The sequence below is a fragment of the Stenotrophomonas sp. TWI700 genome (assembly GCF_039673645.1).
GTDB classification, from domain to species: domain Bacteria; phylum Pseudomonadota; class Gammaproteobacteria; order Xanthomonadales; family Xanthomonadaceae; genus Stenotrophomonas; species Stenotrophomonas maltophilia_AA.
In genome coordinates this window covers 376129-396676 of the sequence record NZ_JBDJMB010000001.1, presented here as the reverse complement: position 1 = coordinate 396676, position 20548 = coordinate 376129, and the positions used below count along the sequence as shown (strand labels likewise).

The following is a 20548-nucleotide window of genomic DNA, read 5'->3' as shown; positions in this document are numbered from 1 at the left end:
AACTCTCGATTGATGCGGTCAGCATCTTCGAGCTTCTGCATTGGCGCGCCACATGGTTGCCGATGCGGGGCGGCTCATCCATTCCAGGAACTCCCCCATGTTGTCCCCCCGTTCGCGCATTGCGCCGCACGCCTTGGCCATCGCCATTGCGTCGGCCCTCCTGTTCCCCCATCCCGTCCTCGCGCAGCAGGTCGTCGCTGACGGCGACACCCAGAACCCCGCCGCCGGCGATTACGTGACCACCGAGCCGGTGGATGCCGGCGGTACGGCCGGCTATGCCTTCCATGCCTTGAATGGCGGCACCATCTCGCCGTTGGGCGACGTCAACCTCGTGACCAGCGGCAACGGCGCGGCGGCCGCACATGCCACGGGTATCGGCAGCCAGATCGACCTCGGCAGCGCCACCCTCCGCACGACCGGCAACGGTGCCGCCGGGCTGTCCGCAATCGATGGCGGTGTCATCCGGGCGGCGGTTGGTGGACTGGCCGTGCGCACCGACGGCAGCAACAGCGATGCGGTGAAAGCCACGAAGAACGCGCGGATCGAGCTGTTCGATGCCGTCCTGGAGACCCACGGCAACTTCTCCAACGGCCTGAACGTCCTATCCGGCGCGCACGTTGCGATGACTGGCGGCAGTATTACCAACCACCAGTCCGGCACGTACGGCGTGCAGGCCGATGGGGGCAGTGTGAGCCTGGACAAGGTCCAGATCCACGCGACGGGGGGTGAGGGCCTCCTGGCACGCAACGGCGGCAGGATCGACGGCGATGGCGTCACCATCATTACCGAGGGCTACTCGCGTGCCGGCGCGCGCGCACAGGCCGACGCCGAGCTGCACCTGTCCAACAGCAGGATCGAAACCCGCGGCGACTCAAGTATCGGCGTCGGCGTGGGTGGCGTGGCTGTGCTCGACAACGTGGACATCATCAGTACCGGGCATGGGGTGAGCGTAGACGGGCGCGTCAGCCATGCCGACATCCGCAACTCGCGTATCTCGACCACACAGGCAGGCGGTGACGGCGTCTATCTTGCAAACAACGCCAAGGCGACGATCACCAGCACGCGCATCGACAGCGCCGGCCTGGGCGTCAACGTCAACGGCTACGGCGCCACGGCCGTGCTTGACCGCGTGGAGATCTACACCACCGGCCGCACCGCGCTGTGGGCCCCCAATGCCTCCACCGTGCAGGTCAGCCACAGCCATCTGCAGACCTCGGCAGACAACGCAGTGGCGCTGGACAACCGCGCCAGCCAGGTCACCCTCAATGACACTCGCTTAGTGACTGCCGGTGCTTCGTCGCACGGTCTGTATGCCTCGCAGGATACCGGCGGTGGGCGTCCGGTCATCAGCGCGCAAAATGTGGACGTCCACACCGCTGGCTTCGGCGGCATCGGTGCGGTGGCGCGCCTGGGGGGCATCATCAACCTGGACGGCGGTCAGATTCTGACCACCGGCGACAAGGCCTATGGTCTGCTGAGCGGAGGCGCCGGTGGCCTGACCCTGAAGGGCACCCATGTGCGCACCGAAGGCGCGGGCGCATGGGGCGCAGTGATCAACGACAAGGGCCGCCTGGAGATCGACGGTGGCTCGCTGGTGAGCGCCCAGCATGGCGCGATCTGGGCACGGAGCCTGCGAGAGCTGCGGATCGCCAACGGCGCGCAGCTGATCGGCGGCAACGGCACGTTGATCGCGTTCGACAACTCGGTGACCGGTACCGTATCGCTGGCCTTCGACCAGGACGTGCGAGCCCGCGGCGCCATCGTGGTGCTTCCGCCGGAAGGTGACGCCGGCCCGATGGCACTGCCGACCCTCCAGCTTGCCCTGAGCAATGGCTCCGCGTGGACGGGCAGCAGCATCGCCCTGGATACCCTCTCGCTGACCGGCAACAGCCAGTGGACCCTGACCGGCGATGCCAGCGTCAACGCGCTGACGGTGCATGACAGCGTGGTGGCGTTGTCCGAAGCCGGGGCGGACGGTTTCAATACGCTCACCGTCACCGGCGATCTGGACACGCAGAACGCGCAGATCCTGTTCAACGGCGCACTGGCCGACGACGGATCGACCATCGACCGCCTGCACGTGCAGGGCGACACCCGCGGTACGGCCGAGTTGTGGGTGAACAACGTCGGCGGGCAGGGCGCGCAGACCGTCAACGGGATCCAGGTGGTCCAAGTGGATGGCGCATCCGACGCCGACTTTCAGCTGGGTGGTCGAGCGGTCGGCGGCCAGTACGAGTACTTCCTGTTCAAGGGCGGCGTGGCCGATCCCGACGACGGCGACTGGTATCTGCGTTCGGAATGGCACGCGCCGACCAACCCCTGCGACGCCGATCCCGCCGCGACTGGCTGCGTGATCACACTGCCGGAGCAGTGCGAAATCGACCCAGCCCTGCCGCAGTGCGGGTCGCCCCCGCCGCCGGTGCCCGTGCTGCGGCCCGAAGCCGGTGCTTACCTGGCCAACCAGGCAGCCGCGACCGGCATGTTCGGCATGCGCCTGCACGACCGCACCGGCGGCACCGCCCGTGGAAGGGGTGAGCCCGGTGCGTGGGTGCGTGCATCCCGCAAGCAGGCCGACTATGGCGTCGTCGGCGGCCAGCTCGATGTCAGCGGAGACGGCAACGTGCTGCAGTTGGGCACGGATCTGTTCGCGTTCGGCCCGGAAGGCCGCGTCCAGCTCGGGGTGATGGCAGGCAAGGGGCGCACCGACAGCACGGTGACCTCGAGGCTGACGGGTTACACCGCACGCGGCACGGTGCAGGGCCGGACGCTCGGCATGTACGGCAGCTGGGTGCAGGATTTCGCTCGGACGAGTGGGCTCTACCTGGATGGCTGGGTGCAGTACGCACGCTTCACCAATACGGTGCAAGGCGATGCGTTGGCCAAGGAGCGGTACGACAGCCGCGCAGCCTCGGCTTCGCTGGAAGCCGGATACACCGTGAAGATGGTGGACGGCGCACGCACCACGGTGTTCGTCGAGCCGCAGCTGCAGGTCGGATACACCCGCTTCAGTGCCAGTGACCACGTTGAAGCCAACGGCACGGTGGTGACAGACGGCGACGCCGGTGGCCTCGGCTGCCGGATGGGCGTGCGTGTGTTCGGCGATGCCGCTACTGAAGCGGGCAATCGCGTGCAGCCTTTCGTGGCGGTGAACTGGCTGCGTGAATCACACGGGAACAGCCTGCGCCTGGATGGCGAGCGGGTATCGGGCGGCCTGCCGCAGAACCGCTATGAAGCGAAAGCAGGTGTTTCGCTGCAACTGGCTGCGCGCTGGACGGCCTGGGTTGACCTGGGCCTGCAGCGCGGCGACGGTGAATACCGCGAGATGACAGGTCAGGTGGGCCTGCGTAGCACCTGGTAGCGGAAATCGCGGCGCTTTGAGCCGCGCCATGGCATCACAAAACGCCTCGGAGTCCATCGGGACTCCGGGGCGTTTTCCGTTTCGACCAACGGGCGAAACGCTGCCCCGCGGCAGCGCGGCAGCGACTCACAGCGCGATAGAGGGGGCAATGGCATTCGCTGGGGCAGGTTCCCTCCATGCGATTGGCCGAGCATGACGGAAACAGCACGTCTGCGACCGGCAGCACAGAATTCCGTTTATTCAAGTTGATGCATGGCGAGCTAGTGGGAACGCGCCTAGCGTGGTGGCTCACCACGTGAGATAAGCGGGCGCTGAATGCAGGTGCCCGGTCACCGTGAGTGTTCATGGACGAATACGCCGTCGATGCACATGCAGCCGCATGCGCCGGTCCGATTCGTCGCGTCCGTGTGTATCACTTCGAGGCCCTGCCATGAAACGAATTCTCATTGCGGATGACCACCCGGTTGTCCGCACTGGCCTGCACGCCATTCTCAGCCGCGACGCCCGCTATACCGTGGTGGGAGAGGCGGCTGATGCCGAACAGCTGGAAACCCTGTTGTCGCAGCGCCTGTGTGATCTGGTCATCACCGATCTTTCCATGCCGTGGGGGCGCCGGCCTGACGGCGTACGCATGGTGGCAGGTATCGGCCGGGAGTTTCCCCATGTCCGCCTGCTGGTGGTGACCTCGTTCAGCAACACGGAGGTGCTGCGCGCGATCGCCAAGCTCGGCGTCGGCGGCATCCTGGAAAAAACCAGCGCATTGAGCGTTCTTATCGAAGCGGTTCAAACGGTTCTCGCGGGTAACACGTATTACTCGACCGAGGTGCTGCGTGCTCTAGAGGCGCCAGTACGCTGCGAAGCACGCCTCACCGCGCGCGAAAGTGAGGTCGTGCGGCTGCTGGCCCACGGCATGGAAATCAGTGACATTGCAGCGTTCCATCGCCGAACCGTCAGCACCATCAGCCGCCAGAAGTGCGCTGCCATGAAGCGGCTTGGATTGGTCACCGAGTTCGAACTGATGGGCTATGCACGTCGTGTCGGCCTCTCGCCGAGCAACGCCTGAAACAACTAGCGTCACAGCATTGAACTGTGACTGCGATCGCCGTTCTCTACGCGACCGACTTTTTGTCCAGTTGTTGCATGGTGCACTGCAGCGAGAGGCTCTACTTTCAGCGTCCTGTTCGGGCGCGGCGCTCAACGCCTCCCACGCCGTCCGGCCAGGACCTTTCAATCTTCCACAAAGGAATTACCGAATGAACAACATGGCAAAACTGTGCCTGGCCGTCGGCCTGTGCGCTGCATCCGCATCCGCCAGCGCCATCGAAGCGCACGTCATCGTCTGGGCGGACGTTGATCCGACGCTGTCGCTGCTGAAGGCGGATGGCACCGCGCTGGATGACTCGGTCGAACTTGCTCACCGTGCAGGTAGTGGCCTGACCTCGTGGAACGAGCAGGTGCGCATCTACTCCAATGACACCGACAAGGATGTGGAGGTTCGTCTGGCCCGCGCGCTTGAGCTCGTACCGACGAACGCCGGTCCGACCGCCGTTGCGGTGCCGATGAAGGTAACGCTCAACAGCCGCGAGCTGACCACGGTGAGCGAGAACTTCACCGCGGCTGAGCTGTTCACGGGCGCAATCAATGGCGGCTCCATCGAGATGCCGTTGGTCGTCGGCCAGGCGGCGCTTGCACCTATCGCAGTCGCCGGCAAGTACGAAGGCCTGCTCAGCCTGGTGCTGAACCAGAAGGCCGCTACACCGTAACTGTTGCTCGCAGCACCGTTGCCACGGTCACGCGTGGCAGCGGTGCTGCGCATTGCTGTGAATCGCCCCGTTCCGCCTTGGATTTCGTTGCCCATGCGTCATCTCTCCACTACCCGATTGGCCCTGGCTATCGGCATCTGCCTCGCCGTCCCCGTTCTTCATGCGCGGCCCATTCCCGCCGGCTTCGAAGACGTGGTGGACGGCCAGCAGGAGCAGTTGGACGTGCGCCTGATGGGCCGCTCGGGCGGCATGGGGACAGCGCTGGTCACTGCAGACAGCGTGCTGTTCGACAACCCGGAAAAGGTGCTCGCAGGATTGCCTTTCAGCGACGAAGCCCGCGCGGCATTGCTGCCGGCGCTGCGCACCCCATTGGCCCGCAACACACAACTGGCGTGCCGCTATGGCGCGCCATCCACCGGCTGCGGCTACCTGCCGCCCCCGGAAACGCCGGACGAGGTCCGGTTGATCTACGACGAGGGCGAGGGCGCCGTGCATCTGTTCGTGGCCCAGCAATGGCTGCCCACCGAACGCGATGGCAGCACCCCGTACCACCAGATCAGCGACAACGCCCAGAACGCGTTGATCCACCAGCATTCGATGAACCTCAGTGGCAGCAGCGACTACCAGAACCTCACCGTGAACGGCAACGGCATGCTCGGCGTGGTGCGCCAGGGGCATGTCGCGGTCGATTGGACCTTCGTGCGCCAGGACAGCCGCTACCGCAGCGCTGACCAGCGGCTGAGCGTCAACGACCTGTATTACCGCCATGACCTCGGCCAGCGCCATTATCTGCAGGCCGGGCGCATGGACCGCCGCAACCTGTCCAGCGCGCAGGGAGGTAACTTCGGCTTCGGCATGCTGCCGCTGGATCGCTTCGAGGGCGCGCGCATCGGCACCACCCAGGCCTACCTGGATCACCAGCAGCTGGGGCAGGGCAGCCCGCTGACCGTGCTGCTCAGCCGAAACGCGCGGGTGGATGCCCTAGATGGCGACCGCCTGCTGCAGAGCTATTACCTCGATGCCGGCATCAACGAGCTGGATACCACCCGTTTCCCCGGTGGCAGCTACCTGATCACCCTGCGCATCTATGAGGATGGCGTGCTGGCACGCACCGAGGATGCGCCGTTCAACAAGAATGGCCAGCCCTTGGGCGATGGCACCCTGCAGTGGTTTGCACAAGGCGGGCGCCGCGCCGCGCGCAGCTTCGACCGCGATGGCGACGAGAGTCTGTTCCAGGCGGGTCTGCGGGTTCCGCTGCACGAGCAGGTGGCGATGACCCTGGGCGTGGCCACTGTCGATGGCGTGCGTTATGCCGAAGGACGGTTGGACGCGCGCCATGCCAAGGGGCCCAACGAGGTCAATGCCACCCTCGCGTGGCTCGGCGGCTCGGACGGCAGCCACGGCGTGCAGCAGCAGGTGAGCTATCGCCGCTACCTGTCCTGGAACTTCTACAACCAGCGCATGCGTGGCAGCGCCTGTCGCGTGGAATACGGCGATACCCGCGACAGCTTGGGCTGCCAGGATTCGCTCAGCGCCTCGGTGGCGATGCCGCTGGCCGGCGGCAATCTGTACTTCGGCTACACCCGCCGCGTGGGCTTCGACTGGCAGCGCGATCCCGACCTGCCGCCCGGTCCGGACCTGCCGTGGCTGCCGCCGCCGGGCCAGCCGCTGCCGTCGAACCTGCAGTCGCAGGTGTCGCGCACCCTGCAGGCCAGCTTCAACCGGACTACTCACTGGCAAGGGCTGAGCATCTCCACCCGTGCGGGTCTGTACCGGCAGAAGCGCAGCGACGTGGCGGACGACAACGGCATCTATCTGAACCTGGCGATCTCGCGCCTGGTCCGCAGCAGCGGCCGCAGCCGCCAGGACCGTGTAGCGCTGGACCTGCAGCGCGGCGACGTGCGCGGCCAAGAGCTGGGCTGGCGTGCCGGCCAGGTCCGCCGCTGGGACACTGGCAGTGGTTACAAGGAGCTCGGCGCAGAGCTCAACGGGCGCGACACCGATCGCTATGGTGCGCTCGTCAGCGGCCGCCTGCAGAACGAACTCGGTGCCAGCGCGGCCACCGTGTCCGGCTATCGCACGGAGGGTCGCTCGGAGATGTCCTACAGCGCTACCTATACCTCGGGCTTGGCGGTCTCGCGTGCCGGCTGGTTCGTGGGCAGCGGGTTCAGTGGCGGTGCCGGCGTGGCGGTGCAGGTGGACGACGCCGAAGACCTCGCCCTGCTGGGGCCGGCGGCGGAGGTAAACGTCAGCGGCTCGCGCCGGCAGGTGCTGCACTTCGGCCAGCGCCGGCTGCTGCCGATGGCCGCCTACACCGCCGGCCGCGCCGAAGTGCAGGACGTCAGTGCGCACGACAGTGCGGCGGCGGTCCGCGTCTCCGGCATGGGTACCGGACACCGTCTGTTCCTGCCGCCGGGCAAGGTGTTGCACATGCCGGTGGCGCTGGATGTCACCTACACCTTCGTCGGCACCGCGCGTGATATCGACGGCGAACCGCTGGAAGGCGCGCGCGTGCTCAATGCCCCGGTGCCTGCGTTGAGCCGGGGCGGTGGCTTCGTCGCCGACTTCCCGCAGCGCGAGCAGATGCTCTACCTGCTGCAGGGCGACCGCCTGCTGCAATGCCCACTCACCGTGCGCGAGCGCCGCAGCGTGCTGCTGCTGGTTGGCCAGGTGCAGTGCGAGCCGCTTGCCCTCGATCGGCTACCCGCACCCATCCACCAGCAGGCCCGCGTGCAGCGGCTGCTGCAGGAACATGCCTTGACCAACGGTACCGCCTCGTCGGCCGCCGTGGAGAACCGTAAATGAGCCGTTTCACTTTCTCTCGTGCATGGCTGTGGCCGGTGCTGTTGATGGCTGGTGCGGTGCAGGCGCAGCAGCCACCTGAGACGCATCCGGCCAGTGAGCAGCGCAACGTCGAGTTGACCTATGACCGAGGGTCCTTGCCGGGGGATCAGGTGCTATGGGCGGAGCGGACTGTGTTGGGGTACAGCACGGATCTAGACCTTAAATATGGCTTGGTCCACCTCACCTGTGGATCAAACAGCGACACTTCATTCGGACGCTGCCCGGTATTGGATACTGAAGATACTGGTGAACTGCAAAGCCAGATTCCACTGAGATTTACCGAACGCCGTAGCGGCTTGCGCACGGATGTAGAATTGACCGGCTGGCTTAAGCGCGTTGCGCTTTCAGCAGCCTGCGGCCCTATCTGGCAACCCGCCGACCGGCCGCTGTGGACCAGTTGGGGCTCGCATTGCTATGACCTCCCCCCTGCTGGTACCGGCGTTTCACTGCTTTTGCCGCAGCGCGAGCTTGAGAAGCTCGTCGCTGGGCGTTGGAGTGCGACGCTGGAACTGTTCCTGCGCGCCGATCCCGCGGGTCCGGTTCTAGCGACATACACCTTCACCTTCGACCTGACCATCACCGACCGTGATGCGATGTCGATCTACTTCCCCGAGTTCGACCAGGTGTCGCCGCGGGTCGGCTTGAACATCGACTACAACCCTATAGGCCTGCCGAGCATCGGCGGCCGCGCGAACCTGGACATGTGCCTGTACGACGGCCTCGGTTCGCAGAGCGAGTACTTCGAGGTGACCCTGCGGGGTGACGGCCGCAGTGCACCGGGACGGCCGCCCGGCATGTTCTCGGTGTGGCACCACACGGGTGGCACCGACGACCGGCACCGGCTCGATTATGAGGTGGTGATGGATCACAACGGCAGCCGGCTGCCGCTGCACAACGATCGCGTCGAGATCCTGCGTGGCATCGATACCGCCCGGCTGCGACTGGTGCTGCTGCCCGGCATGACCCATCCGGTGTACTGCGTTCCTACGCCGTTGTCTCTGATTACCCCCCGCGTGCCCGCGTCCGGTAAGGCGGAGGGGTACTACCAGGGTGACCTGAACATTGAGTTCACCCTGCCGACGGCCGGGCCCTGATGGCCGTTATCTGTCGTGCGTTCCTTTTCGAGACCGAGAAACCCGTGATGAAACCAACTGTCTGCCTTTACGCCGCCTTGGGAGCGCTGGGCCTGCTGATGACCGCATCTGCCGCACACGCCAACCTGACCGTGCATCCCATGCGCATGGCGGTCGAGCACCAGCGCGGTGCACAGGTGCGCGTGTATTCGCAATCCGCGCAGACCCAGTATGTGCAGGCCACCATCAAGCGCATCGTCGATCCCGCCACCGACCATGAAGCAGAAGTCGACATCGAGCCGGGTCAGCTGGATGCCATCGCCGTCACCCCGGGAAAGTTCGCGCTGGCTGGCGGCGGCAACCGCCTGGTACGCGTCATTCCGCTGAGCACGGTGACGCGGGAAACCGCGTACCGGGTCTATTTCGAAGGCGTGCGAGGCGATGCAGACGAAACCAGCATGCCCGCCGAAGACGGCCCAGCAGCGCAGGTGGGGCTGAGCCTGATCTGGGGCACGCTGGTGCATGTACTGCCTGCCGATCCGCTGCCGGACATGCGCCTCGACGGCGCCGCGCTGCACAACACCGGCAATCTCCGCCTCGGCGTGACCACGGTGGAGCGCTGCGTGGCGAAGAATCAATGCGAGTCGCACGACATCCAACACAGCATCTACCCCGGCCAGCAACTGGAACTGCCGTTCACTGCCACCAGCGCCGAGCATGTGCGCGTGCACTACCGGCTCAGCCATGCCGGTTACCGCTTACACGAACGTGAGCTGCAGCCCTAACCGCCGCCTGGCCGCATCCATTGACGTCGTTGCTCAGCCGCGCCCATCGCAGTGCGGCGCGGCCCCCGCATGCCCGCGGTACTCCCGGCTGCTGGCCTGCTCTCCAATGACTTCGCCCATCTCTTTCTCTGCTTTTACCACTCCAAGGAGTTCTTGCCGTGAATCACATCTATCGTTTGATATGGAATACCTCATTGGCCTGCTGGGTCGTGGCCAGCGAACACACACGTAGCCATGGCAAGCGCAGCCGACCCGTGCGCGCTGCGGCGGTTGCCTTGGCCCTCACCCTACCGCTACCGGCATTGGCTGCCGACGGCGCTGGGACGGTCGAGGAGGAGGCAAAGTCATTGAGTGATCTGACCACCGCCCTCCTGTACCGCAACAACAACGCGCTGCTGCAACTTGCTTCGATGGAACTGGCGCCATTGGCGATCAATCGCGCTCTACAGGCCAACGTAAACGACACCTATTTCGCATATGCCACCTTGAGCGGCGAGAATTCACTGGTGCTTGGCTCGCGCGCTAGCGTAAGCGGCAACCGCAGCACTGGCATTGGCAATGAGGTGGTGATCAACGGCGGCGGACATACGGTGCTCGGCTCCAAGGCGACGGCCACTGGCGGCCGGGACGCGGTCGCAATCGGTATCAATGCCTTTGCAGGAGGCGTCGGCAACGTCTCCATCGGCGAAGCCGCACGCGCCGAAACCGGGGGCGGCAAGCATGCAGTAGCGGTTGGGGCTCTTGCCCGCGCCGGTACGTCGGGCTGGACAGGCGCAGTGGCGATGGGCGGTGAAGCGAGCGCTGCGTATGATGGCGTTGCCCTCGGCTATAAGGCCAGCGCGACCAATGATGGCACTGTAGCGCTTGGCCTCAGGGCAAGTGCAGCCGCAAGAGGCGCGGTGGCTTTAGGCTCCGGGTCGCAGGCTACAATCACCAATACGGTCTCGGTCGGCTCGGCCAGTTTGAAGCGAAAGATCGTGAATGTGGCAGACGGTGCGGTGTCCTCGGCCAGTACCGATGTCGTCACTGGTAAGCAGTTGTTCGCAACAAACCAGAGTGTCATCACAGCTACAAATACCGCTAACGCCGCCAAGACGACTGCGAATGCAGCAGTAAGCGACGCCGCTACGGCACTGAACAAGGCCAACTCGGTCGCTGGCCTGATTGGTCAGGTCTCAGGTACCGGGAACGTCCGTGTAGGCGGCCAGAACGCCGGGACTGTGCTGGATGTCCGCAACAACGCCAGCGCCGATAGAGTCGTCAGGGGCGTGGCGGCCGGCGCGCTCCATGCTGCCAGCGGCGATGCCGTCAACGGCGCACAATTGAGTGCGGTCAATGACAGGGTCGAACTGCACTCCATTGCCATTGGCGTCAACCGCCTGGAGATCGGTGCCAATCGCGAGGGTCTGGATGAACTGCGCGAGGCGTTCGACAACTTCGAGCCGGATCTGAGCGGGGTAGTGGAGTACAACGCGGATCGCAGTCGGGTGGATCTGGAAGGGGCAGGGCTTTCTGGACTGACCGCGGGCGAGGTCAGTGCGGGTAGTCGCGAGGCGATCAATGGGAGTCAGTTGTTCGGTACCAATGAGCGGGTGGGGAATCTGGAGCAGCAGCAGCGGTATGTGACGGTGGGCGCCGATCCGTCCAGCGGTTCCGCACGGGCTGCAGAGTACGGTGTCGCTGTAGGCCCGGACGCTATTGCGGGGGCAGAAGGCTCAACGGCTATCGGTAGCTTTGCCGCCGCATTGGGCGGTAGTTCAGTTGCACTTGGCCGAGGCTCGCACGTAAGCGAGCGCGGCGTTGACAGCTTCGCTCTGGGCACCCGTACTCGTGTGAGAGCCGCGAAGTCGCTCGCGATTGGCGCCGACAGCGTCGTGCTGGAAGCGGCAAGTCGGTCGGTGGCGCTGGGTAACGACTCCGTAGCTACTGAGGCGGACACGCTATCCGTTGGCAATACGGTACTGAAGCGCCGAATTGTAAATGCAGGCAAGGGCATGCTGGATGATGACGTGACAACACTGGGTCAGCTGCGCGAAGCCGTCACCGCATTGGGTGGGGGGGCATCCATTGATGCGGCCGGCGGTTTCATCGACCCGAAGTACGTACTCTCTGGAGGCACGTTCAACAGTGTTGGCGCGGCATTGACTTCTATCGATAGCAAGGTGGTCAGTAATAAAAGTGAACTGGACACGCTCGACAGTCGGTACAAGGCCTTGGTGCAGAACGATCGTTCGATCCGCTACAACGATGACCGTAGCGTTGTGGACTTTGGGGGTACCCGTCTGACCGGCGTGGCGGCAGGCGACCTTAAGGCAGATAGCAGCGATGCAGTGAATGGCGCGCAGCTGTTCGCCACCAATGAACGTGTTGGCGGGCTCGAGGATAAACAGCGCTTTGTGAGGGTGGGCGCGAATGGGGTCAATGGGCCCGCACATGCAGAGGATTTTGGAGTGGCGGTCGGAGGCAACGCGGCTGCGGGCGCAGACGGCGCAACTGCAGTGGGTAGTTTTGCAACCGCACTTGGGACGAACTCTGTTGCCTTGGGACGTGGATCGTATGTCGCCTCTGAAGGGAGGGATGGCTTCGCACTGGGTAGCCGGACTCGAGTCCAATCGGTAGGTGGGCTGGCCATTGGCTCGGACGCGGATGTCATGTCCGGCGCTGACCAGTCAGTTGCGCTGGGCACTGCCTCTGTCGCTACAGAGGCGAACACAGTTTCCGTTGGAAGTGGAGAATACCGTCGCCGCATCGTAAACGTCGCCCAAGGCATCCGAGCAAATGACGCCACCACCATTTCCCAGCTCCGGGGCGCCCTCTCGGCCCTCGGCGGCGGCGCCGATCTGGATGCCAACGGCAATGTCATCGGCCCGCGCTATGCGGTGCAGGGCGGCGAGTACGGCTCCTTCGGCGACGCCATCACGGCCCTGGACGGCAGCGTCGGCGACAACAAACGCAACCTGGATACGCTGGACAGCCGCTTCCAGCGCCTGTTCCAGGAATCGCCTTCGGCCAACGCGGACGGCGCGGGTCGCCTGAACTTCGGCGGCGCGCAGGGCATGGTGCTGGGCAACGTGGCCAACGGCCTGATCGGGCAGGGCAGCCGCGATGCGGTCAACGGTGGCCAGCTGTGGGCGGTCAAGCAGGACCTGCAGGGCCAGATCGATGCGCTGGATCCGGGCAAGGGCGAGGTCAGTGGGTCGCCGCTGGCAATAAACGCCCGCAGCGGGTCGATCACCCCGTCAGCGGACGGCGGCAGTCAGCTTGCTCCGCCGGATGCCACCCCGCCGGCCGCCGATCCGGGCAGTGTCGCCGCGCAGGATCAGCTGGTCAAAGCCGAGGGTGAGAACGCGGTTGCCGTCGGTAGCGAGGGCAAGGAGCGCCAGGTGAAACACGTGGCCGAAGGCCGCGCCGACACCGATGCCGCCAACGTGCGCCAGGTCAACGATGCGCTGGAGCGTGCCAACGCCTACACCGACAGTGCCGTGGCCAGCGTCAACCAGCGTCTGGATCAGGTGGACAAGCGGATCAACCGCATGGCGGCGATCAGCAGCGCGCAGAGTGCGATGGCGATGAACACCGCGGGCCTGGCCACGGTCAACCGGCTGGGTGCCGGTGTGGGCTACTCCGAAGGCGAGTCGGCGATGGCGGTGGGCTATCAGCGCGTGTTGACCGAGCGTGGCTCGGCCACCTTCAGCCTCAATGGCGCGTTCACGAACAGCGGTGAGAAGAGCGTCGGCGTGGGTGTGGGTATCGGCTGGTAACAGGATGGGCAGCAACCGGTGCGCGGGAGGCGCGCCGGTTGCCTGCGCGCGCGCCCATCCCGTTCCGCTGATGCGCATCGTTGCAGTGCAACGGGTGCGTAAAGCGGCCTGCGGTGTCGCGAACTGGCCGATTATCCTGATCGCACGAAAAGCGCAACTTGTTGCATGGACCCGGCTGCTGCACTCGCGGAGTATGCGTCGCCCAAGGCCTGTTTGGTCATGCACCGGCACATTCTTTCATGTCACGCCCACGTCTCACATTCCTCGCGTTGTCGCGCCACTTGGCGCTGGGCCCCGCCTCGTTGGTGCTGGCGTTTTCTGTGCAGGCGGCATCGCCGAACATCAACGTCGGCGCCATGTACGAGTATCTGGAGCCTGATCGCTCGACCCTCCTCAAAAGGGTCCGTAACGCCGGTGACGCCACAGCATTCGTGCGTACCGAGATTACTGAAGTTGTGTATGACGGCCCAGGCAAGCCCAGCGAGCGCGCATTACCGTCCGACCAGTCCGCCTTTGCGGCAGGGAGTGCGCCGCATCTGATTGCAAGTCCGTCCAGACTCATCGTGCCGGCCAAGGGCCAGCAGGCCACCCGGCTGCTGTTCCGTGGTGACCGCAGCAAAGAGCGGTACTACCGAATGCGCTTCGTCCCGGTACTGCCGTCCAGAGAAGAGTTCGCGTTGACGGAGACGGAGTCGGAGGCGTACAGGAAGCAGCTCAGCGCAGGTGTGAACGTGCTTACTGGCTATGGCATTTTTGTCATCGTACATCCGTCTGCGCCGACCTATCGAACGCATCACGACGACGGCGGTGACAGCTACACACTGCGCAATGGCGGCAACAGTACCGTGGTAATCGAGAACTTTGTCCACTGCCGAGGAAGCGGGAAGGCAGAGCAATGCTCGCCGCCGCGAAAGATCCACTTGCTGCCGGGCCGCACGGAGATGTTCGAAAAGCGTGCCGGGAATGTGCATCGCTTCGAGCTGGTCGAAGGGGATCGGCGTCGCACCATCCATTTCAGCCGCTAGTACAGCGTTCACTGGGGCGGATCGACTGCATTGTCCGCTTCAGCACTCAGGTTCCCTGCGGAACCATCAACTGACCAGGCCTTTGCTTGCTGCCTGATCTTCACTACTACCAGGAAAAAACCATGTTGATCAAACGTACCTCCATTGCCGTTGCCGCCGCGATGATGCTGAGTCCTGCCGCCGCGATGGCGGACGAATTCCCACTGCAGGTCACCGTTGAAGCATTCGTGCCCGCACCGGGTGGCCTTCAGATCTCGCCGGTGGGCGATTGGGCCGGCATCACCCAGGAGATGACCTGGGACATGTCCGCCCAGAAGCTGCGGCCGATTCAGCAGCAGATTGATGTCAAGAGCGGGCTGGGTGCGATCAGTGCCTACCTGACGGCAGACCCGGTGCTGGCCAGTGCGGCAAATACCATCAAGCTGACGGTTGACGTGGCCGGCAAGACGTTGGCGGTAGGCTCGGCCGGCGCAGTGGAAATTGCGAGCACCGCAGAGGCGCTGGCGAGCAAGCGCGCTGCCGTGGAAATCATCGCTGCTGCAGCGCCGAACGGGGGCTATGCGCAGGGCAACTATCAGGGCAACGTCTTCATGATGTTTGAAAGCGTCGCACCAGAACCCGCTGAACTGTGACATCCAGGGCAGCTGAGGCTGCCCATCCCGGGGGGGGCGCCGTGGCGCTCCCCCTGCTTTGAGCAGAGGTTGTGCATGCAGCTGTCCCTTCGTCCCTTGGTATTGGCCGTGGCCGCCAGCTTGTACTGCAGTGCGTCCAGCCTGCAGGCCGCGCCCGCGGCGTGGGATAACCTCAATCTCCTGGAGCAGGCGGGTGGATTGCCTGATGATTTCCAGTCCCATTTCTTCGACGTGCCCATCATCGTCCGGGTGGAAAGGGACGGTCAGTATCTTGGTGATGCGAAAGCGCTGCTCTCCCGACGCAATACCATCGAGCTGATCGAGTTCACCGACACGGTGGACAGTCGCCTGCCGGCGGCCGAGCGCCAGCGCTGGCTGGACGCGCTGGCCACACCTCACACATTGGGCGAATGCGAGCGTGACTGTTCCAACGGCCTGCAGCGGCTTCATTACAGCCTGGAAAGTTCGCTGCTGTCGTTGGCCACACACGCCGCCGCGCAGGCGTTGGCGGCGGATCGCCATCATGCGCTGCCCGAAGGCGGCAGCCGCGGTCTGATAGCCCGCAACCAACTGAACATTTACGGCGGTGAAGGCTTCAGCACCGCCGGCCGCTATGCACTGGATCTGCAGGGTAGCCTGGGAAACTGGAGCACAGTGGCACGCTACCAGGCCGATCGCAGCGGAGAGCGGGAGGCAGCGCTGCGCCATTCAATGCAGGCGCTGTATGCGCAGCGCGAGTTGAACGACCACTTCGTGCGGGTAGGTTACTTCCTGCCCAACTTCCAGGGCGTGACGCGGCAGCCGCGCGCGCCTGGCTCGCCCAATTTTACGACATTTGGCGTCATGGCGGGCAGTTCGGACAGTCTGGTTGTAGATAGCCGCGCATCGAGCATGTACCCGGTCTATGTGACGGCCAATCGAGAGGGCATGCTGGAGATCTACCGCGATGGCGCTCTGATTCAGACCCAAGCATTGCAGCCAGGTCTGCAGCTGGTGGACACCCAGCGTTTGCCGGGCGGTATCTACGAGGTGGAATTGCGCGTGATCGAGGACGGCCGTGAGAGCTCCCGTGAGCGCAGCCTCATCCATAAGCCCAGCAACTGGCGCAACCCAGAGCAACGTTGGCGATACAGCGTATTCGCCGGGCGGCAAAGCGGTTTTCTTGACAGTTACGCCGATCCCGAGCAGGGGGGCGCGGCCTTCGGGGGGATCGTCAACTATCTGGCGCACCCTCGCGCGGTGGTTGGCCTTTCAGCGCAACAGGTCGGGGGGCAGCGTGCGGTGGGCGGCTCGCTGGACTGGCAGGCCAATGACCGTTTCAATCTCTATACCAACGCATATCGCGCCACCGGCGCCGCGAGTGGTAGTGGGAGCGGGGTGGATCTGCAGGGCATCTGGCGTTATGCCGATGGAACCGTGGTCGCCTCGCACAACCGAAGCTGGCAGGAGCGCAGACGCTACGGCGACTACGAGGACTGGCGGGACCGCCTTCCCGAACCGGAGGTGGAAACACGCGCCGGTTGGCTGCGCAGCAGCGCGGTGGCGGTGAATCATCGCGTGGGCAACAGCGGCAATGTATCGGCGCGGGTGTCCCACAGCACCGGCGTCAGCAACGGCCTTGGCCTCGACCTGTCGTTCAACCGCCGCCAGATGTTGCTGGGAAGTGATGCCTCTTGGCGCGCATCCGTTTTCGACCGGCCAGCAAACGCCAGTTCGGGCCAGCGTCGGAACCGCGGCGTGGACTTCACACTCACAGTCGCCCTGGGCCGACCGCAGAGGAGTTACAGCGGCAGTCTGGGTACCCGAACAGGCCGGAAGGGACGTCGTGACCTGTATGCGGGGGCGGGCGTACAACAGCGATTCGACGATGGCGTGCTGCGCAGCCTCGGTGGTCAGGCGACCGTGGATCGGGAGGGCCTTGGTCTGGGCGCCAGCGCATTCTTCGAGCATGCGGCGCTTCGCGGCGATGCGCAGCTTCAGCGGAGTTCATCCGCTGGCGGGATCAGTGGCAGCGCCAATCTTGAGAGCACGGTGGCCATCGGCGGTGGCCGGGTTGCACTTGCCGGTGCAGCACTGGGAGGGGCGACAAGTACTGGCATGATCGTGGACGTGGAGTCCGACCTGCCGGCGATCGCGTTGGGTGCGTACGACAGCGGCGGAGGCGCGCACCGGTTGCGTCCGGGGCGCAATTTCGTGCCGGTCACTGCCTACAAGGCCGGTCACGTACAGCTTGATTTCAGCGGCCGCGACGCTCCGGCCGCCAGCATCCACCCCAGCTCGCTGGAGTATCACCTCAACCGGGGCGGTGTGGCGTACCAGCGCGTCACAGTGATGCGTACCGTGACCGTGATGGGGTACCTGCAGGACGAGCATGGCAGCGCCTTGGGCGGCGCGCACGTATTCAACCACGCCGGGCGCAGCGTCAGCGAGGCCGGCGGTTTCTTCACGCTGGAGATGAGTGCAAGCCAGCCCAGCCTGGAAGTGCGCCACCCCGCGGTGGGCGAATGCAGGTTCAGTCTGCTGGCCGGCGAGCACCCCCGCGAGGATGACGTCGTCATGGTGGGCAGCCTGCGTTGCCCACCGGGCAGTGATCAAGCCATCACCCGAATCAGCGGTGAAGCGCCATGAAATCAGCACCACGGCAGGCCACGGTGCGCACGCGCGAATGCGAGGCGGCTACTGGGTGCCCGGAGTCGAATAGTCATCGAAGGAAAGGGAAAATGAGCTGGAAGGTCCTTGTTGTGCTGGCGGCGCTGCTGGGGGGCGCTGAGCAAGCGGATGCGGCGGATGCCTACATTTCCGCTGAATTCACGCCGGACGTCCGGGACCCCAGCAGCCGTAGCTTCACCAACACGACACCCTGGTCCGGGCTGTGCAGTCACCCTGTCCATAATGCATCGTGTGTCGCACGTAACATATTCGGTATTGATACCAACATCCGGGGTACCAAGTACACAACCTATGGAACTCTGCGGGGTGCGTATTATTTTGGGATGCCCGCAGAGCGTAATCTGCTGGTCACTGGCGATGATGGTGTGCAGCACCAGCTTCTGGTGCGGATCAACGGGATGGGGTTCCGCTATGAGGCGTTCAATGGCTCCAGCGGAAGTCGAGTCATGAACGGATGCACCGTCGTACTGACCAATTACGGTGCTGGAAACCCGTCGGCAATGCGGTTGTTTCAACGCAACGATGATGCGGTCGGAAGCGCGGCCTGCTCCTCTGGATGGGTCAACCGCGATGGCGAAAAGAACATCGAAGAGCTGGACGTGGTGTACGAGCTGGTGGCGCCAAATCCCTTGGAGATGTCGGCGGGTGTCTACGCCGGCAGCACTACATATACGATCGGCGGTGCAGGCATGGACATCGACCTCGGTGATGGCGTCAGCCTGGATGCCTCCGAGTTGACCCTGCACTTCACGCTGAAGGTGAACCACTATTTTGATGTGCGCTTCCCGCCGGGCAGCCATCGTGCCGTACTATCGCCTCTGGGTGGCTGGACGCAGTGGACAGAGCAGGGCCGCGCGCCGACTGCACTTGCGCAGGAAGTACCTTTCAGTCTCAGCAGTTCGAGCTTGTTTGGGGTGACGATTCGCTGCCAGTATCCGTTGCCCGACGGCCGCTGCGGGATTCGCAGCGGGACCGCAGGGGCGGCCGATGTACCGCTGGACCTGCGTCTGACCATACCGGGAGCACATGACCGGACGCTGGGCCGCAGTGTGGTGGACTATCCGCTCACTACCAACATGGCTGCGCCGTTGTTCGATCCGCAAGGCTACATCTACGAGCGCCCATCGCGCCTGGGAATACGCGTGGACGGCGCTCCGTTGGCGGAGATGTTGCGTCATCCCGGCAGCCGTTATGCAGGCGACGTTACTGTGATATTCGACGTGGATCTATGACCTGCCGGCAAGTGGAATCGCAGGCTGATCCGCATGGCACCTCACCGCCGGCCGCATGACCAAGCACGGCCATAACGTGCGCAGACAAAGAGAACATATGAACAATCTCACAAGGCGGGCATTTGCACAGGTAAATGTGTTCAGCAGTGATCCTGTACTGGGAAATCCGGTAGCGGTCGTTCTAGCGGCGGATGGCCTGTCGGAGCACCGCATGGCCGCATTTGCCCGTTGGACGAATCTCAGCGAAACAACCTTCATTCTTCCCCCGACTGACCCGCGAGCCGACTATCGGCTTCGCATCTTCACCACGTTGGAGGAGATGCCCTTTGCCGGTCATCCCACCTTGGGCAGCTGCCATGCCTGGTTGGAGAGCGGTGGACGTCCCTCGGGCGAGGATGTCGTGCAGGAATGCGGCATCGGCTTGGTGCGTATTCGTCGCAAGGACGGACGTCTTTCCTTTCAAGCGCCACCGCTCCTGCGCGATTCCGTGCTCGATGCCGACCTGCTCGCACGGGTCGTCACGGGGCTTGCCTTGCAGCAGGAAGAAGTCATGGATGCTCGATGGGTCGACAATGGCGGTGGGTGGCTCGCAGTGCGACTGCGGAGCCGCGCGTCTGTACTGGCGGCTCGCCCGGCCTTTGAACAGCTCGCGGGACTTAAGATTGGCGTGTTCGGTCCCTGGGAGGCGGGGAGCAGTGAGGATGTGCAGTTCGAGAGCCGGGCATTCATTGCTGGCGACGGTGTGCCGGAAGATCCCGCCACGGGCAGCCTGAATGCTGGAATTGCCAGGTGGCTGCGCAATGAGGAATACCCAGCCACCAGGTATGTGATCAGTCAGGGAACGGCACTGGGTCGGGCGGGGCGTATCCACGTGGAGTGCTCCGGTAACGAAGTGTGGATAGGCGGGGAATGCGCGACCTGCATTACAGGGACAGCGGTCCTGGGAGAGTAGGGCGACTGCCGGGGCCTGGAGGGCTCAGCAGGACGTGCGCCGCCTCGTAAGCTCCTTCACGTGCAGCGGCGGTAGATTGAGTGCTTCTGCCATGCACTACGCCCCGTTCATCCAGAATTTATCGTCATGACGCACGATCAACTTGCCTTCGGCGCGTACCGTGCTGCTTTTTTCCAGCGGGTAGCATTTGCCGCCCACGGTGTTGCTCTTGATGCCTTTGGCTGCCCCGGCCTGATCGCCCTTGGTGGTGGGTACCAGGCTCATGTCGTAGACGACCACGGGGTTGCCATTAGCGCGCACCGATTTGGCCACGCCGGTGGCGGTTTTGAGTTCGGCGGTGACGGGGTAGGGCACGGGCGGGATGGCGGCGCCCATCGGGGTTTTGCACACGTCGTGGACGATGCTGACGACCTTCCATTGGCCCTGTTTGCGGGCGATGACGTTGTCGGCCAT

General features: G+C 64.4%; 13 protein-coding genes. 12 read left to right on the top strand and 1 reads right to left on the bottom strand.

Translation table 11 applies throughout. The features are described from left to right. The first annotated feature begins 97 nt into the window (after positions 1-97). From ABE473_RS01685 to ABE473_RS01630, 12 genes are all read left to right on the top strand, one after another. Positions 98-3358 (top strand): autotransporter outer membrane beta-barrel domain-containing protein, encoded by a 3261-nt coding sequence (locus tag ABE473_RS01685; protein WP_346488253.1) that lies wholly within the window; start codon positions 98-100, stop codon positions 3356-3358. 430 nt (positions 3359-3788) lie between these two features. Beyond that, a complete protein-coding gene (locus ABE473_RS01680; RefSeq protein ID WP_346488252.1) occupies positions 3789-4421 on the top strand; it encodes a response regulator transcription factor in 633 nt (210 codons plus the stop codon). A 190-nt stretch (positions 4422-4611) separates the two neighbouring features. Beyond that, positions 4612-5121 (top strand): CS1 type fimbrial major subunit, encoded by a 510-nt coding sequence (locus ABE473_RS01675; protein ID WP_346488251.1) that lies wholly within the window; start codon positions 4612-4614, stop codon positions 5119-5121. A gap of 93 nt (positions 5122-5214) precedes the next feature. Next, the gene (locus ABE473_RS01670) at positions 5215-7926 is read left to right on the top strand and encodes a TcfC E-set like domain-containing protein (protein WP_346488250.1); all 2712 of its coding nucleotides are present in this window, start codon (positions 5215-5217) and stop codon (positions 7924-7926) included. Further along, positions 7923-9059, top strand: coding sequence for a CfaE/CblD family pilus tip adhesin (locus ABE473_RS01665; protein WP_346488249.1), 1137 nt, complete (start codon positions 7923-7925; stop codon positions 9057-9059). The genes ABE473_RS01670 and ABE473_RS01665 overlap by 4 nt, the downstream gene beginning before the upstream one ends. A 47-nt stretch (positions 9060-9106) precedes the next feature. Further along, on the top strand, positions 9107-9823 hold the full coding sequence (locus ABE473_RS01660) for a pilus assembly protein (protein ID WP_346488248.1): 717 nt from the start codon (positions 9107-9109) through the stop codon (positions 9821-9823). Positions 9824-9981: 158 nt separating this feature from the next. After that, entirely contained in the window at positions 9982-13584 is a 3603-nt protein-coding gene (locus tag ABE473_RS01655; protein WP_346488247.1) for an ESPR-type extended signal peptide-containing protein, read from the top strand. Between the two features lie 239 nt (positions 13585-13823). Next, positions 13824-14609, top strand: coding sequence for a CS1 fimbrial subunit B flags: Precursor (locus ABE473_RS01650; RefSeq protein WP_346488246.1), 786 nt, complete (start codon positions 13824-13826; stop codon positions 14607-14609). Positions 14610-14731: 122 nt separating this feature from the next. After that, on the top strand, positions 14732-15241 hold the full coding sequence (locus ABE473_RS01645; RefSeq protein ID WP_346488245.1) for a CS1 type fimbrial major subunit: 510 nt from the start codon (positions 14732-14734) through the stop codon (positions 15239-15241). Between the two features lie 75 nt (positions 15242-15316). After that, positions 15317-17869 carry a TcfC E-set like domain-containing protein gene (locus tag ABE473_RS01640; RefSeq protein WP_346488244.1) on the top strand — a complete coding sequence of 851 codons (2553 nt, stop codon included), beginning with the start codon at positions 15317-15319 and terminating at the stop codon, positions 17867-17869. A 92-nt stretch (positions 17870-17961) separates the two neighbouring features. Further along, the gene (locus tag ABE473_RS01635; protein WP_346488243.1) at positions 17962-19143 is read left to right on the top strand and encodes a hypothetical protein; all 1182 of its coding nucleotides are present in this window, start codon (positions 17962-17964) and stop codon (positions 19141-19143) included. Between the two features lie 97 nt (positions 19144-19240). Continuing rightward, positions 19241-20095, top strand: coding sequence for a PhzF family phenazine biosynthesis protein (locus ABE473_RS01630; RefSeq protein ID WP_346488242.1), 855 nt, complete (start codon positions 19241-19243; stop codon positions 20093-20095). A gap of 96 nt (positions 20096-20191) precedes the next feature. On the opposite strand, the gene ABE473_RS01625 is transcribed toward ABE473_RS01630, so the two are convergent. Beyond that, positions 20192-20548: a DUF4150 domain-containing protein gene (locus ABE473_RS01625; protein WP_346488241.1), complete on the bottom strand. Its 357-nt coding sequence runs from the start codon at positions 20546-20548 to the stop codon at positions 20192-20194.